The 13810-nt window shown below is 59.4% G+C and carries 14 protein-coding genes; 6 read left to right on the top strand and 8 right to left on the bottom strand.

What is annotated here, in order from left to right:
* Window positions 1-346: 346 nt before the first annotated feature.
* The 7 genes from PHP59_RS07735 to PHP59_RS07705 form a co-directional block, all read right to left on the bottom strand.
* Window positions 347-2524 carry a DUF2206 domain-containing protein gene (locus PHP59_RS07735; RefSeq protein ID WP_300165701.1) on the bottom strand — a complete coding sequence of 726 codons (2178 nt, stop codon included), beginning with the start codon at window positions 2522-2524 and terminating at the stop codon, window positions 347-349.
* 7 nt (window positions 2525-2531) lie between these two features.
* The gene (locus PHP59_RS07730) at window positions 2532-3674 is read right to left on the bottom strand and encodes a glycosyltransferase family 4 protein (protein WP_300165699.1); all 1143 of its coding nucleotides are present in this window, start codon (window positions 3672-3674) and stop codon (window positions 2532-2534) included.
* Between the two features lie 166 nt (window positions 3675-3840).
* Complete coding sequence (locus PHP59_RS07725) at window positions 3841-5322, bottom strand: alkaline phosphatase family protein (RefSeq protein WP_300165697.1); 1482 nt, start codon at window positions 5320-5322, stop codon at window positions 3841-3843.
* Window positions 5319-5984, bottom strand: coding sequence for a hypothetical protein (locus PHP59_RS07720; RefSeq protein WP_300165695.1), 666 nt, complete (start codon window positions 5982-5984; stop codon window positions 5319-5321). The genes PHP59_RS07725 and PHP59_RS07720 overlap by 4 nt, the downstream gene beginning before the upstream one ends.
* Window positions 5981-6988, bottom strand: a complete 1008-nt coding sequence (locus PHP59_RS07715; RefSeq protein WP_300165693.1) for a glycosyltransferase family 4 protein — start codon at window positions 6986-6988, stop codon at window positions 5981-5983. The genes PHP59_RS07720 and PHP59_RS07715 overlap by 4 nt, the downstream gene beginning before the upstream one ends.
* The gene (locus PHP59_RS07710) at window positions 6985-8169 is read right to left on the bottom strand and encodes a glycosyltransferase family 4 protein (RefSeq protein WP_300165691.1); all 1185 of its coding nucleotides are present in this window, start codon (window positions 8167-8169) and stop codon (window positions 6985-6987) included. Before PHP59_RS07710 ends, PHP59_RS07715 begins: the two co-directional genes overlap by 4 nt.
* 2 nt (window positions 8170-8171) lie before the next feature.
* Complete coding sequence (locus tag PHP59_RS07705; protein ID WP_300165689.1) at window positions 8172-9302, bottom strand: glycosyltransferase family 4 protein; 1131 nt, start codon at window positions 9300-9302, stop codon at window positions 8172-8174.
* Between the two features lie 679 nt (window positions 9303-9981).
* Between PHP59_RS07705 and PHP59_RS07700 the strand changes: the two genes are divergently transcribed.
* Window positions 9982-10266: a hypothetical protein gene (locus PHP59_RS07700; protein ID WP_300165687.1), complete on the top strand. Its 285-nt coding sequence runs from the start codon at window positions 9982-9984 to the stop codon at window positions 10264-10266.
* 11 nt (window positions 10267-10277) lie between these two features.
* On the opposite strand, the gene PHP59_RS07695 is transcribed toward PHP59_RS07700, so the two are convergent.
* Window positions 10278-10637 (bottom strand): SHOCT domain-containing protein, encoded by a 360-nt coding sequence (locus PHP59_RS07695; RefSeq protein ID WP_300165685.1) that lies wholly within the window; start codon window positions 10635-10637, stop codon window positions 10278-10280.
* Between the two features lie 169 nt (window positions 10638-10806).
* On the opposite strand from PHP59_RS07695, the gene PHP59_RS07690 reads away from it, so the two are divergent.
* The 5 genes from PHP59_RS07690 to PHP59_RS07670 all read left to right on the top strand — a co-directional run.
* Entirely contained in the window at window positions 10807-11031 is a 225-nt protein-coding gene (locus PHP59_RS07690; protein ID WP_300165683.1) for a ferredoxin, read from the top strand.
* A gap of 111 nt (window positions 11032-11142) precedes the next feature.
* Entirely contained in the window at window positions 11143-11442 is a 300-nt protein-coding gene (locus tag PHP59_RS07685) for a pirin family protein (protein WP_300165681.1), read from the top strand.
* Entirely contained in the window at window positions 11346-11570 is a 225-nt protein-coding gene (locus tag PHP59_RS07680; protein WP_300165679.1) for a pirin-like C-terminal cupin domain-containing protein, read from the top strand. The genes PHP59_RS07685 and PHP59_RS07680 overlap by 97 nt, the downstream gene beginning before the upstream one ends.
* Window positions 11571-11638: 68 nt before the next feature.
* Entirely contained in the window at window positions 11639-11857 is a 219-nt protein-coding gene (locus PHP59_RS07675; protein ID WP_300165677.1) for a hypothetical protein, read from the top strand.
* 119 nt (window positions 11858-11976) lie between these two features.
* Window positions 11977-13810: HAMP domain-containing sensor histidine kinase (locus PHP59_RS07670; protein ID WP_300165675.1), on the top strand; the 1834-nt coding region annotated here is incomplete at its 3' end.

Below are 13810 nucleotides of genomic sequence, written 5' to 3'. Positions count from 1 at the left end.
AACGCCCTCTCGCCGTTGGTATGACTGCAGGTAATGCCGTCCCCTCTCCCGGTCCCCCCGGTGCCGCCGAGGAGGAGGGAGGGGGAGCGGATATTGCCCGGATCTGGGATCCGGGGGCGTATATGGCGGCGGTAGATCGGCGTTCTTCTCCGGGGGGTTTCACTCGAAAACGTTCCGTTTTCTCAAGCTCGCTCCGCTCGCACCCCCCGATCCCCTCACCATTTGGATAGGAGTGGATGGCAATCTCCCTCGGTATCTCCGGTTCTGTCTTCCCCGGTCCGATCCTAAGTTCGGGGACGCCCGGGGGGATTCGAGACGGTCTTCGACCTTCGAACCCTCCTTTCATTCACCCGGTCCAGATCGTGGCCCCGCCATTGGCGTAGACCTTACTCTTGTGCCGGAATAACTGGGCGAACTCGTCCATATCGCGGTATTTTCCGTCAAAATCGATAAGATTGCCGTCGACCACGTTTTTGTGCCTGAGATAGACATAACTCTCGCGAGAGACCCAGCCATACTGGACAAAGGAGGCAAGAGACGAGGGCGGCATCGTGCCCAGGCTCATCAGCCGCGATATCCCGAACCCGTCTGCAAAGACCCTCATCTCCGGGTCCATCCTCTGATTTAACCAGACCGCCCCCTGTGCTTCCGTTTCATGGACATACTTCATGTCGTACTGCGGCCCGTCAGCATGGAAGACGACATCGCGGTGGTCGCCGTACAGGGTGTGCAGGACGCCCGTCACCGAGAGGAAGTACGGGAGCAGGACGACAAGGATCACCGCAAGCGACATCTTCATCAGCAGGCTCCGGTCCCCCCCATGGTGAGCGGTCAGGTGTTCTCTCCTTTCTCCAGTGGACTGTACGACAAAACGCAGGACTTCAGCAATGGCGATGCCCCCAACTACGAACATGACTGAAAGGATCGTGTTGGAGAGGGGGAGCACCCGGGCGAGGTCGTAACCGTCAGAGACATAGGGCACGACGACCATCAGGCCGAGGAGGCCGGTGACGATGATGACCAGGACAAAGAACAGACCGCTGAACTTGTTCTCCAGGTACTCCGCCGTCTCCCTGCCCGGAAGGACCGTGCGCCTGAGGTCCAGGGCCACGGCAAGAGACCCGATAGCGATGAGGCCGATACCGACCCAGGACAGTGCCAGCTGGATGACATAGGGGAAACCCTTGTTGAGAGCCTGTGCGCCGAATAACCTCTGGACGTCCTCGCCGCGCGTCCCGGGCATCAGGAACTGGTCCAGGTTTTCAATGGTCTTGTCGATGAACTCCAGGAACATCTGCGACGGGACGACCGTGACCAGGGCGTACCAGACATACATCAGGGCAAGAAAGATCACCAGGATGTCAAACGACGGAGCGGGACGGACAGGGTACCTGAGGGAGAGGATGCCGGTCCCGACCCATGCAAAAACCAGGATTCCAAAGAAGATAAACGACGTCGAGTAGTGGGAAAAAATTGCGGCAGCGATGAAGAGGACGACCAGGACCTTCTTCCGTGCGGGATTCAGCCCCTCGTTCAGGAGCAGCATGATGGTCAACATAAAGAAGAGCAGGGCGAGGACAGTCCTGCTGTTCGACGCGGCCGTCATGAACTGGGGCTGGATCATGAAAAATGCCGCGGCGAGAAAGGCATAGATCCCGGCCAGGTACTGTTTCGCAATGCTATAGACGATCAGGGGAGAGATGGAGAAGATCAGTGCAAAGAGTACCTTAAAGAGCATCATCGGGGGGACGCCCGTGATGATCTGGAAGACCGACGGCAGGATAGATATGCTGAGGCACGAGTCGAGTTGTGCGCTCCCGATGATGGACCAGTGCGCGTTCTCCAGCGTGGTTATAAAGGTGAAATATTCAAAGTGCGAGTCGGTCCCGATGATATAGTTCGACCTGAGGGCGAGCGGCAGGATGAGGGTGACGCTCAGGAGCAGGATGGCGGCAGGCAGAAGCCATGGCGAAACCTTCGCATGGCAGATGCTCAGCGCGGCGATATAGACGAGGACGGCGATCAGGAGGCCGAGAAGGAGGAGGTTGTTCCCGGCCGTATTGATCTGGTGCATTCCAAGGACGCTCAGCGACGGGAAGATCAGACCCGGCAGGAGGAACGCCATGTCCGCTGCCTTCATCGACACATCCGGGAGAGAAAACGACCTATCGTTATTGGTGAGGTACCAGGCCGCGGCAAGGACGATGATCGCCAGGTTGTAGAAGTCGAGGAGCAACCGTCCGGTAAACGGGTTTGTGATGCCGAGATACATCAGGAGATTGTTATACAGCAGGCCCCCGATCATCAGGAAGGCGATGCTCGCCCCGACAGCAAGGAGACAGTATTCCAGGAGAGTGATCTTTCCCGGCCTGACGATGGAGAGGATCAGCATGCCCGGGATGACCGCGATGACCGCCGCCCCCAGCACTTCGCGCAGGATCGGTATGTCCAGAAGAAAGGCCCCATCGAAGAGGAGAAGGATCCCGACGAGGGCTATCAGACGTTCGCGTGCAGAGAGTTCCATGATGACCTCATGACGATATGTGTGCGAGTATCTGTCCGTACTGCCTGACCGCGGCGTCATACGTGTAGGACCGCTCGATCAGTTCCCGCGCCTTCTTGCCGACACCTTCCCTGTCAGGGTGTCCCAGTGCACGCCTGATATTCCGGGAAAGAGTCGCCGGCGCGTTGTCTTCGGAGATGAACCCGGTCATGCCGTCCCGGACCAGGTCCGGTATCCCCCCCACGGGTGTGGCAAGGACGATGCACCCGCATGCCATCGCTTCGATCACGATGTTGGGGAGTCCCTCCCTGTACGACGGCACGACAAGGACTTTGATAGTGTTCAGGTACCGGGGGAGGTCCGCGTTGTCGATCCAGCCGACGACGTCGACAGACTCCTGGATATGATCTCGCGCAAGGATGGCCTCGACCTCTCCCCTGAGATCGCCGTCGCCGATGAGGACTGCCCGGCACTCATCTCCGTCCAGGGCCGTCCCGAGGGCGGACACGAACTCGACGATCCCTTTCTCGCGGGAAAAACGTCCTACAAACCCGAGGTCGTACTCCCTCTCCGACATTCCCTTTTGGACGGCAAAACGCGCCGTGTCGACGTACAGGCTGCCCGACCAGGTCTTCTTCTCGTAGTTCCCGAGGTCGTAGAGGCTGACAAAAGCCTCGCTTTCCGGGATGATCGCATCGGATATCCTGTACGTGACCGCCTCGACCCCTTCGTAGAGCATCTGCAGGGGACGGTTTCTCTTCTGCCAGTACTTCCCGATGACGCGGGAGGTCCTCCCGTCCGTACGGATGGCCACCTGTTTTCCCTTCAGTTTTGCGGCAAGCATCGGGAGGATAAAGTAGTCGGCACCGAATGCGAAGATCACGACGTCCTGGTCCTTCCCGAGGTGCAGCACCTGGTTGACCACCCGCACCTGGTGGAGGACGAGATACCAGAGGCGGACGAGGAGGGGTCTCTCAACCGTCCGGTCGGGGACCCTCAGGAGCGTGAACTCGCCTGCAGGGTAGTTCTTGTCCTCCTGCTCGGTGATGATCCAGGTGATGTCCCGGGAAAGGGGTTTCAGGATCTGCACAAGTTTCAAAGCCGTAAAGTAGAGGTTCTGGTTCTTGAACCACCGCGATGTGATCAGGACAATGCGAGGCTTTGTTTCCATAGATGTCCTCTCGGGGGACGAGCGTAGGGTCGTAATCTGCGTCATGATATATATCTGTTCCCCACATCTCAGGCCGGGATCGTTGGGTTATCTTTTTTTCGTCGTTCCGTTCATCTTTCAGGTACCTTTCAGGCCCTGAAAGTCCGGCAGGATCTCCTGCCTATCTTTAGATGAGGCTCTTCCCGCTCCCGCCCCTGCCGTCTCCCCCTATCCCGAGAATCTCCAGAATCGTGGGGCTGACGTCCTCCAGGCCCGCCTCTGTCAGGGCCTGCGTGCTGGTGCCGGGCGCCCGGAGGAAGAAGACCGGCGTGTCCCCCCGGTGGGACCCCGGGTAAAAACTGTGCGTGTTCGACGTCGAGAAGACCGACTCGTGGATCGCCCAACCCGCACCATAGCCCTCTCTCAGTTTGAAGAGGATGTCGGGGTATTTTTCCAGGTGCCGCCCCAGGTAGAGGGCTTCCCTTTCTCGGACCCACTCGAAGGCCGGGACACCGTCGGGAAGGGCGTACGAGGAGAGGAGGTCGATGATCTCTCTTTTCACCTCGTCGTACCGCTTCTCGCCCAGTTTCTCCCGCGCAATGAGGATCCCGCCGTAGTTGTAGGCCTTCATGCCGGAGAGGTCGGTGCAGTGCGCCACCGTCCGACCGAAGTCGATGGACGAGGGAACCGTGTAGTACTCCTTGATCCCCGGGTGTTTCCTGAGGATCCTGAGGGCGGTCCCGCGGAGTGCCGTCCTCTGGATGATGTTCACCGCCGCCCTCTTCGCCTTCTCCCCTACATTTTTTATCGGGGCCGAGATCCCGTTGTTCGCGACAAGATAGCCCTTCATCCGCAGGATCTCGTTGATGTTGACGAGGTCTGACGGCCGCATCGTGTGGCCGTGGTCGCTCATGACGATCACGGCGGTGTCTGGCGGGAGGTCGGTGGTGAGGGACCCGACGATCTCGTCGTAGGTGCGGTAGAAGTGCCTGATGGTGTCCCTGAAGGGGTTGTCGTCGCCCGGATACATGGGATCCTTCGGGTCGCAGTAATTCCAGAAGATGTGCTGGACAAAGTCGAGGGCCGAGGAATAAAAGAAGAAGAGATCCCACCGGGTCGAGCGCATCAGGTCTCCGGCGACGGCGGCCTCCTTCCTGACAACAGATTCGAGGCGTTCGAGGTACTCCTGGTATTCCCCTTTCGAGTCGGGAATACGGTCGGGCATCAGGAGGCCGTCACCGGCGATGACAGCGGCGGTCTCAGGATAGGCCTGGACGCCGGTGTTCTTCGGGCTCCTGCTCACCATCGTGCCGTTGACCGCCCAGACAGGGTACCCGATATGGGGGTTGACGATACAGACCCTCTTTCCTGCCTCCCCTGCGGCGTCCCAGAAGGTTCTGCCGCGGACAAGGGACGAGTCGAGGTAGTCTGTCTGGTAGATCGAGGTCTTCTCCAGGGGGTCGACGAAGTGGACCACGCCGTGTTCGGCCGGGTTCAGCCCTGTGTAGATGGTCGCCCATGCCGTGTCCGAGTCAGGCGGAAAGACCGAGTGCATGGCGATCGGCGGCGATGCCTCCTTCAGTCTTCTGAGGTTTGGCAGGTCGTCGAGGTAGGCGTCGACGAGGAGGGCGTCCATGCTGTCGATCCCGATCACAACGAGCCGCGTCATGGCGCCACCCCGGTGTGCCGGAGGACGCTCTGCCTGATCGTCTCGCCGGGCAGAGACCCGTCGAGGACGACGGCGCCGACGGTCTCCGCCGACATGAGGTACAGCCGCCGCCTCTCCTCCAGGTACCGGACAGAAGGCGTGTCGTCCTTTCGTTTCATCGCGACCTCCTCGGGGAGGTCGATCAGGAAGGTGACGTCAGGCCGCGGAAAACGGCTGTACATCTCCCGGATCACCTCCTCGACCTCCTCTTCAGAGTAGTGGAAGTCGACGGCGAGGTCGGTGACGACGGTGTCGATGATATAGCGGTCGCAGACAAGGGTTCTGTTGAGGAGGGCGACCGGGAGGGAGACCCTGAAGGTCAACTGGAGGGCGTACTCCCAGAAGAGGAGGCGCTGGTAGAGGCGGGCGAGCAGGGTGTGCTCCTGTGCCGCCTCCTTCTTCGACCCGGCATAGTCGGAGTAGTCCTGGAACATGTCCTTGTTCCGGAAAAAGAGGAGTTTTCCCAGGTACATCAGGGGCCTGAGCGCGGTGGGCTGGTATCTCCCGTAGACGTACCTGGTGTCGACCCCCCGCCTGTGCAGTTCGCCTGTCAGGTACTTTGCAAGGGTCGTCTTCCCCGACCCGTCAATCCCGGTAAAGCAGATGATCTTTCCTCGTCTCATGGTCTTCCTCCGCAGAGCGTTCGGTACATGCCACTGATCTCGTCGGCCACGCGGCCCCAGGAGCAGGGGAGCACCTTCTCCCGTGTTGCGACCGTCCCTCTCTCCTCCAGTGCCAGGCGCACATATCCCGAATACTCCTCCCCTGCCCTGGCGACGAAGAGGCCCTTCCCTTCGGGGAAGAACGGCGTGATCCCGTCGAAGGGGGCCGTGACCACCGGGAGGTTGCAGGCCATCGCCTCCATGATGGTCAGGGGGAGAAAGAGAGTCTTTCCCCGGGGAAAGACGTAGCAGTCGGCAAGCTGGTAGAGCTCCTCGATCCGGCTGTAATATCCCTCCATGACGATGCACCCGTGCTCCCTGAGGTACGCTGCATATTTTCTGTCCCGTGCGAAGCGGGGGCTCCCGACGATCACGACCTGGCAGTCGGGGATAGTCTGCTGGAGCCTGAGCAGCTGTCCGAGGCCGCGGTCGGGTTTGACGTGGCCGACATGGAGGAGGACGGAGACCCCCCTGTCAAGGTCGTACTTCTCCCGGAGCCTCCCCTTCTCGCCCGCAGGCACCGGCCTGAACCGCACGGTATCGACGCCATGCGGGAGAAGCCGTACCCGCGCCCCGGTCTCTTTCAGGAGGCGGGCTGCCTCCGGCGACTGGGTGATGATGAGGTCGGGCGGGAAACGGGGTATCAGGGTACGGACGACCCGGTTCCTGAGCACAGGGAGGCAGTTCGGGTGCAGGGCCGACATCACCAGTTTCGTGTCGTTTCTGGAGAGGGCCCGCGCCGCCTTCAGCGCGAGGAAACTGGAGAATGTCGGTGCTGTCATGTAGTGGACGACATCGGGGGAGACGTCCCGCACCATCTTCCAGAAGAGGGGGGAGGAGATCCCGCCGACGTCGAGGGGGAGGACGTCGTGGCGGCTGCCGAGGTGTTCGACAAACCGTGCGGTGACATTCCTGAACCCCTCGTCCTCCTCGCCGGAGAGGGGGCCGATGATGCCGACCCTCACCTGAGCACCTCCTCGTAGACCGCCTGGTGTGCCGCGGCGATCCTGTCCCAGTTCAGGTTCTGCACGGCAGACCGTGCATTCCTGCCCATTCTCTCCCTCTCCTCCCTCGCAGCGATCAGGCGGAGAAGTTTTGCGCCGAGGTCCCCGGGATCGCCGGTCCTGCTGAAGAGTCCGTTCTCGCCGTCGCGGACCTGGGCCCTGAAGACTGCAAGCCCGCTCACCACCGCCGGCAGTCCGCACGCGGCCGCCTCCAGGATGGTGAGGGGGTACGCCTCCCCGAAGGACGGGAGGGCGAAGATGTCTGCGGCATGGTACAGCAATTTTTTCGTCTCCTCCCCCACGGTCCCGGTGAAGACGACATTCTTCTCCAGGGCGAGGGCCCTCGCCTCCTCCCTGAGGCCCGCACCGAAGGGTGTGATCGTCCCGGCGAGGACGAGGGTGGTGTCGGGCGCCTCCATGAGGACGGTCTGCATCGACGCAAGGAGGATGTGCGGCCCTTTCCGGGGCACGAGGTTCCCGAGGAAGAGGACGATCGTTCCCTCGTCCGGGAGTCCTAACCTCTTCCTGCACTCTTTTTTCGCGAGGGGCGTCTCCAGTTCGGCGATATCGATCCCATTCGGGATGACGCTGATCCGATCCCGGAAAGGCCGGAGGTGCGGGGACGAGGCGACGACCTCCTGCGACAGGGCGATGATCCGGTCGCTCTTTGCAAAAGACTGTCTCAGGTAATATCCTGAATAGCCGTACAGCAATGCCCGCCTGAGGAGGTTTCCCGACTCTATGTCGGGGTCGAGGTGGTGGGTGACGACAAAGGGCGTCCGGTTTTTTCTGAGATGGCCGAGTGCCGCAAGGGTGGCAGGCGGCGACCCGGCGTGGAGGTGGACGACGTCGAGGGAAGGGGTGTCCCGCCCCCGCAGGTACTTCAGGGAGATCTCGGTCTCCGCAAGTTTCAGGTCTTTCCCGTACCGGAAAACCGTAATGCCGCCCGTCTCCTCGGTGTGGTCGTCTCTGTCAGCCGAGGTCGTGAAGATCCCGATCTCATGGCCGAGTTTCTCCAGTTCCAGGGCAAGGTGATAGACGACCTCGCCGACGCCGCTCCTGACATAGGCACCGCCTTCGGGGACCTCGTCCACAAAGGGTTTTTTATAGGGAAAATCGGTCGTAAACAGTCCCACCCGCATCTTCACGCCCCCATCGAACGGTATATCGACTCGTAGGCCTTCGAAACGCGGCTCCAGACATATTTCCCGGTGACCAGGTCCTGTCCTGCCCGGGCGAGTCTGGCCGTCAGGTTCTTATCGTCGATGACGCTCAAGATCGCGCGCGCGAGCGATGCCTCGTCTTTCGGCGGCACAAGGAGAGCAGATCCCGCGAAGTGGTCCCTCACCCCGGGAATGTCGGTCGTGACGACAGGCATGCCGAAGTACATCGCCTCCAGCACGACGGTCGGGCAGACTTCGGAGAGTGATGGGAGGACAAAGAGGTCGGCGTGTCGGTACAGGTATACGAGTTCGTCGAGACCGACGTCGCCTGCCAGCACCACCGACCCCTCGACCCCCTGCTCCCTGATCAGTCGCTCGAAGTATTCCCTGTCCTCGCCGTCGCCGACCAGGATGCACCTGACGTCCCGGCCATTGCCCGACTGTTTGATGATGGCCATCGCTCTGATCAACCATTCCAGGCCCTTTCTCCGGATCAGCCTGCCGACATAGAGGAGGTTGGTCCTGCCGCTGAGGTCGAAGATTCCGTTTGCGCCCCTGACGGCGTCGAAAAATTCGGGGTCGATGGCGTTGTGGAGGATATCGATCTTGTCCGAGACCGAGGCGTTGATGGAGAGGACATAGTCCCTGTCGTCCGCGGAGTTCACGGCGATCCTGTCCACACGGGAAAAAATGCCCCTGCCTATGGTCTTGCTGTAGACCTTTTCCAGGGTGTCCCTGAAATTGTCGCCGAAGATCAACTGGCCGTGGCAGGTCAGGATGAGAGGGGCGCACCTGCCGTTCCTGAGAAAGGCGGCCGCCATGGCGGCGGTGCTGTGCTCGTTATGGGTATGGACGATGTCGCACTCCCTGCTCTCCCGCGTCAGGGTCATGAACGCGGGGGTGAGGGGGTTTCTCATGGGGCGGGCGAGACAGCGGTGCCGGGTTATTCTGATGCCTTCTGAGGTCTCGCACTTCTGGCTGTATGGATAGTTCGAGGTGATGATCTCGACGTCATGGCCGTGCCTGACAAGATATTTGCTGAGGTTGTAGACATAGCGCTCCTGCCCGCCATGGTAGGGGAGGCAGTAGGGAACGATCTGGAGTATCTTCATGGATGGTCCCTCCTCAGGGTCTGGTAGGGTGGGGCTGTGACCGAATGTGCCGGGGGCGAGACCGTACAGGGTGGGGTGTCGTTCATCCCACCTCGTCGCTCTCAGGGAGTTTTCGGCAGATGATCCCTGGATCCGGTCCCCTATATCGTCTTTTCAGGATCCGATGCCTTTGCGGTGCTGTGGGTCGTGTAATTCTTTTAGACCCTTAAGTCTCGCATGTCTGCCGTGTGACAGGTCAGAGAAGACATTTGACGATTGAATCTGAACGAAAACCGTCCCCCCCGTGGTCCGGTCGTATCGTCCCTACTTGGTTATTATATTTATATTTTACCCGTCCTGCAGCATATACCCGGGACAGTATGATTGAAATATCAAACCTCTGCGGGATTGAGATAGATATATCCCGATTCTGAGTAGTTTCAACAGGGAAAACAAAAGAATAGTGTTATTGGTTCTGTTTATGGTCCGTCATGCCCGGTTCAGGTCCTGGATGTGCACCCTTATGTTCCCCTCGCAGTTCTTGCTCAGGGCGTCAGGTGTCCCTTTCCGGACTGCCTGTTGGGTGATAAAGTCCTCTTATCCCATTGGATGTGGGCACCATTCTGTCTGGCGGCCGATGTGCCCACGCATGTTCATCTTTTTATATTTCCGGGGGTATTTCATGCAGGAGACGGTGACAATGATCGGTCCGCAGATGGTCGGCCAGGACTTCAGGGTCGAGATGATGGAGAAAGTGGAAGCGCTCTTTGATGCTTATGGCGGCAAACCCTTTGCCGACATCGCAGGAGATCTTGGAGACTGGGGCTTTGTGCAGAAAGGAGGAGACCCGGCAACGGTGGTGATGGAGCACGGCGATCTCCAGCTGTACCTGGAGATCGAACTGGACGATGCCGGGAAGGTACACGGGTACGCCCTCCTCCCCTTCGACGAAATGGCCCGAAAGCAGGAGAAGTTCAGGTGGTAGCACTCTCCGGATTATCTCTCCAGTTCCTCTTTTCTCCGTCTGTATTCCTCCTCCGAGATCTCCCCCGTGGCATATCTCTCCCTGAGAATCTCGAGTGCACGGTCCTTCTCCGAGACCTGACTCCGGCCTGACGTTTCCCTCACCAGGACGTAGAGGATGAGAAAGACGATCCCGACGAAGGGGAGGATGATCAGGATGAACCAGAGGAGGCCGTTCATTCCCCTCTGCTCGGCATCGCGGTACACCAACCAGCCGATGGCAAGAAGAAGGGCCCACCAGAGGAGCATCATGCCCCAGCCGAAAAATGGGAATCCGAACCAGGTTTCCATGTGGTGATGGCCGTCCCAGAAGGGGTCCATGAAGCCGTTCATGGGGGGGTGGATGCCGCCGTACCTGTTGAAGATATCGCATCCGCGCGTGAAGAGTGCAGGCGTTCGGGATCTCCGCGTGGCCCCGGCCGGGTCGCACGTCCCGCACCCCGGAGACCGAAGGATTATATGAGATCGGTGTATCTTGGGTGTCTGCGAAGGGAGAATGACCATGGTACGGATCACCATTGACCGCGAGGACTGCACGGGGTGCGCCCTGTGCTGGGAGACCTGTCCGGATGTGTTTGAGGAGAGCCCTGACGACACGCTGAGCCAGATTGTCGGAGAATACAGGGCCGGAGGGGATCCTGCGGAGGGAGAGACGCCCGAAGAACTGGAAGACTGCGTGCGGGAGGCCGCGGAGGGGTGCCCGGTCGAGGTCATCCATATTTCCTGATCAATTCTGGACCCTTTTTTCCGTCCGGGGTAGATCCTATATACCGGCGCCGCTTCTCCGTTCCCATGTCACAGATACGGGGGGTCGCCCCGGGTCTTCGAGGCGCGGGAGATGGTGGAGGGTGCCGGGGTGAGGCTGAGGCGGGTCTTCGGCCACCAGGAAGTGCCTCTCTTCGACCCCTTCCTGATGCTCGACGACTTCAGGTCTGACAGGCCGGAGGACTATCTTGCCGGTTTTCCCTGGCACCCGCACCGCGGCATCGAGACCGTCACCGTCTCTGCCTATGTCACGGCGGGTCGGGCCGTTTCGGGGCCGTGGACCTCAGGGAATACCAGTGCGCACTCTTCGGGGAGGGCGACGAGGTCAGGGTCAGTTCACCGGCATCTTCTTTGCGTTTCCCTCTCCTCATAGGCCGGCCTATTCACGAACTGATTGCCTGGGCCGGCCCGATCGTGATGAATACCCGGGAGGAACGGGAGGAGGCGTTCCGCGAGTACAGGGAGGGGACGTTTGTCAGGGCGCGGGCGCCGGTTCGCTGAATGGGCGAGACTTCGAAAAAATTAGCAGTGTACGGGAGGGTTATGCCGGTAGAGGTCCATCTCCGATCATGAAAAAGATCCTGACTCTCTTTCTTCTCGGCTGTATCCTCGCCCTCGCCGGGACGGCCGGGTGCACCTCGGCCGACACGTCGTCCCCTGTCGTCGTCGAATACCACAGGACAGGCGGGTTTGCAGGCTTTAATCATAAAAGCAGCATTTACATAATTATTTTCGAATTAAAGACAAAATTGTCAGCATATGATATTAGAACGACAGAAAAACCATAAATAGTGATCCGTGATATGAGGAGAGTATATATCGAGAGATGAACAGGCAAGAGAATCATTTAAAAAGGAATATATTATATCGGGGCACTATTTTTCAATATTACCCCGTGATGACATAAATGAACATACCAGGAATTTTACCGGGAAAAAACAGTTCCTTCCATAAAAATCTCCTGATCTGCGTCCTATTCATTATCGTCTTCGTCATCGCCCTCCTTTCATCAATTTCGTACATCGAAGCGCAGAACGAACTCATCGATAAGAACCGGCTCCTCAAGGAAGAGACCGAGATCAGCGTCACGCAGTGGATGAACCTCGTCGACCAGGGACTCAAGATGTACGACGATACCCTGAACACGCAGATGAGAGAGGGTTTCAAAGGGTTTATCGACGAGTACGAACGCGCGGGGAGAGACCCCGCACAGATGGACCTCATCGCGCTGAAGGAGAGACTCGACGGGACGATGGACCTGTACGTGATCAACAGCAGCGGGGTCATCGAATACAGCACCTACGCCCCTGAAGTCGGCCTCGACTTCAAGAATGTCCCCTACTTCTACACGTATATCACAGATCTCCGCGAAGGAGACTCCTTCTCGGCCGACCGGGTGGTGCGGGAGCAGTCGACAGGGGCGATCAGGAAATATGCCTACATGCCCTCGCCCGACCACCGCTACCTCTTCGAACTGGGTCTGGTCCCTGACCTGCTGAAGGACCGGAAGCTTGGGCTCTCCTATGTCCAGACGGCCGAGGCCCTCAAGAGCCTCAACCCCGACCTCGATAGCATCAGGATCTTCGACACGATGGGAAAGGTCGTCGGGAACAGGAGTTATGTGCCGGACCCGGTCCAGAAGATGCGAGTCATGAAGGCCCTTGCCGGGAGAGAGAGCAGTGTCTACCCAGACCCCGCACAGAAGAAAGAATGCCGCTACCTGTATGTCGACCTGTGCGATCCCGATTATGCCTCCGATATGAGCATGGTGATCGAACTCACCTACACGACCGCCCCCATGGAGAATAAACTGGCCGGCCTCTTTCTCTCGCACCTGACGATCGCACTCCTCGCGGTCCTCGGCAGCGTCCTCGTCTCCTATGGCGTTGTCAGTTATATCTCCAGGCCGGTCGCCGAGGTGGTCGAGGACATCGACCGCATTGCGCGGGGCGACTTCGACCACCGGATCAGGCACACGAATGGTATCGAGTTCCGCCGCCTCGAAGACAGCATCAACGCGATGGTCGCATCGCTCAAAGAGAATATCCAGAGAGCGAAGGAGTCCGAAGACGCACTGAAAAAGACAAACGAGAACCTCGAAGAGATCATCGGCCGCCGCACCGCCGCCCTCACCGAGGCGAACGAGGAGGCAAACCTCTACCTCGACATCATGTCCCATGATATCAACAATACAAACACCGTCGCCCTTGGGTATGCCCAGATGCTGCTCATGCACCTTGTCGAGAAAGATAGATACCAGGCCGACAGGATCAGGCAGAGCATCATCAGGAGTTCGGAGATCATCCAGAATGTGGCAACGATCAGGCTGATCCACCAGAAAAACTTCCCCCTCGAAAGGGTGGACCTGGACGCCATGATCAGGGAGGCGGTCAATCATCACCCCGAGGTTGCCATCCACTACGAAGGGAGGAAGTTGATGGTCTGGGCAGACGCACTCCTGCCCGAGGTTCTCTCGAACCTGATCGGGAACGCGGTCAAGTTCATGGACGGGCAGGGCGAGGTCTTCGTGAGGGTCGAGGAAGAGGAAAGAGAGGTCCGCGTCTCGGTGGAGGACACGGGGTCCGGCATCCCGGACGAGATGAAGGGTGTCATCTTCACCCGCTTCAGGAAGGGGACGAACAAGCGGAGCGGGAAGGGGCTCGGCCTCTATATCGTGCGGTCCCTGGTGGAGAGGTACGGCGGCAGGGTCTGGGCCGAGGACCGCGTCCCCGGAGAGCCCG

It is taken from the genome of Methanofollis sp., assembly GCF_028702905.1.
Lineage (GTDB): Archaea > Halobacteriota > Methanomicrobia > Methanomicrobiales > Methanofollaceae > Methanofollis.
The sequence above is the reverse complement of the archived record's forward strand: the minus strand, read 5'-3'. Positions and strand labels throughout refer to the sequence as shown.

Coding starts and splice junctions, on each gene's coding strand:
- PHP59_RS07725 (WP_300165697.1), bottom strand. CDS start 5,322: ATGACGCGGCTCGTTGTGATCGGGATCGACAGCATGGACGCCCTCCTC.
- PHP59_RS07735 (WP_300165701.1), bottom strand. CDS start 2,524: ATGGAACTCTCTGCACGCGAACGTCTGATAGCCCTCGTCGGGATCCTT.
- PHP59_RS07695 (WP_300165685.1), bottom strand. CDS start 10,637: ATGAACGGCTTCATGGACCCCTTCTGGGACGGCCATCACCACATGGAA.
- PHP59_RS07700 (WP_300165687.1), top strand. CDS start 9,982: ATGATCGGTCCGCAGATGGTCGGCCAGGACTTCAGGGTCGAGATGATG.
- PHP59_RS07690 (WP_300165683.1), top strand. CDS start 10,807: ATGGTACGGATCACCATTGACCGCGAGGACTGCACGGGGTGCGCCCTG.
- PHP59_RS07675 (WP_300165677.1), top strand. CDS start 11,639: ATGAAAAAGATCCTGACTCTCTTTCTTCTCGGCTGTATCCTCGCCCTC.
- PHP59_RS07705 (WP_300165689.1), bottom strand. CDS start 9,302: ATGAAGATACTCCAGATCGTTCCCTACTGCCTCCCCTACCATGGCGGG.
- PHP59_RS07720 (WP_300165695.1), bottom strand. CDS start 5,984: ATGAGACGAGGAAAGATCATCTGCTTTACCGGGATTGACGGGTCGGGG.
- PHP59_RS07685 (WP_300165681.1), top strand. CDS start 11,143: ATGGTGGAGGGTGCCGGGGTGAGGCTGAGGCGGGTCTTCGGCCACCAG.
- PHP59_RS07710 (WP_300165691.1), bottom strand. CDS start 8,169: ATGCGGGTGGGACTGTTTACGACCGATTTTCCCTATAAAAAACCCTTT.
- PHP59_RS07730 (WP_300165699.1), bottom strand. CDS start 3,674: ATGGAAACAAAGCCTCGCATTGTCCTGATCACATCGCGGTGGTTCAAG.